This is a genomic window from Mesorhizobium sp. M7A.F.Ca.MR.176.00.0.0, from assembly GCF_004023165.1.
Taxonomy (GTDB): Bacteria; Pseudomonadota; Alphaproteobacteria; order Rhizobiales; family Rhizobiaceae; genus Mesorhizobium.
This window is the reverse complement of record NZ_RZTC01000305.1, coordinates 1-777: the sequence shown is the minus strand read 5'-3', so window position 1 is coordinate 777 and position 777 is coordinate 1. Positions and strand designations below refer to the sequence as shown.

General features: G+C 64.9%; 2 protein-coding genes. Both read right to left on the bottom strand.

Translation table 11 applies throughout. The features are described 5' to 3' along the window. Positions 1-55: 55 nt before the first annotated feature. Positions 56-397 carry a winged helix-turn-helix domain-containing protein gene (locus EOB59_RS35010; RefSeq protein ID WP_127271788.1) on the bottom strand — a complete coding sequence of 114 codons (342 nt, stop codon included), beginning with the start codon at positions 395-397 and terminating at the stop codon, positions 56-58. 80 nt (positions 398-477) lie between these two features. Beyond that, positions 478-777 (bottom strand): TOBE domain-containing protein (locus EOB59_RS35005; RefSeq protein ID WP_164895873.1); only part of this gene is annotated, 300 nt, incomplete at its 5' end.

Sequence of the window (777 nt, the reverse complement as noted above, 5' to 3'; positions counted from 1 at the left end):
TACTGCCCTACTGCCCTACTGCCCTACTGCCCTACTGCCCTACTGCCCTACTGCCTCATCCCGCATCAATCTCCGCCTGCAATGCCTCCATATGCGCCGCCGCCGCGGCAGAAGCTGCGCGCTCGATGGCGCGAAAGCGGCTGACCACTGCCAGGCCGACCGCCGTCAACTGTGCGCCGCCGCCCTTGCGGCCGCCGGTCTGTGCCGCCACCAGCGGCTTGCCGAATACCCGGTTCATGTCCTCGACCAGGTCCCAGGCGTGCTTATAGGACATCTCCATGCCGCGAGCGGCGGCCGAGATGGAGCCGAAGGCGGCGATCTGTTCCAGGAGTTCGATCTTGCCCGGCCCGACGCGCCCGTCGGGATCGAGATTTATCCGCAAGCTCAGCGACGGCATCTTTGCTCTCCGCGGTCACTACCCAACCCCATACTAGAAGCTCCCTGGCGAAACCGCTATTCCAAAAAGACATAGCGGGATTATCCATCCGCCTCGGCGGGCAGGCCGGCGCCGGTGTTCGCCCGATCGAAGCTCACCGTCTTGATCACCGCGAAAACCTTGCCGCCAAGATGAAGCTTCAGCGCCTGCCGCGACTGTTCGGTGATGCGGGCAAGCACGATTGCGCCATTGCAGTCGATACCGACCTCGACCGCGGGCCCTTCGCCCGGGCTCATCGCGGTAATGGTCCCCGGCAGGATGTTGAGCGCGCTGAGGCCCGTCGGCTTTTCGGTGGCGATCATCACATCGCGGGCGCGAATACGGATGCGCACCGGCGTACC

Coding starts and splice junctions, on each gene's coding strand:
- EOB59_RS35010 (WP_127271788.1), bottom strand. CDS start 397: ATGCCGTCGCTGAGCTTGCGGATAAATCTCGATCCCGACGGGCGCGTC.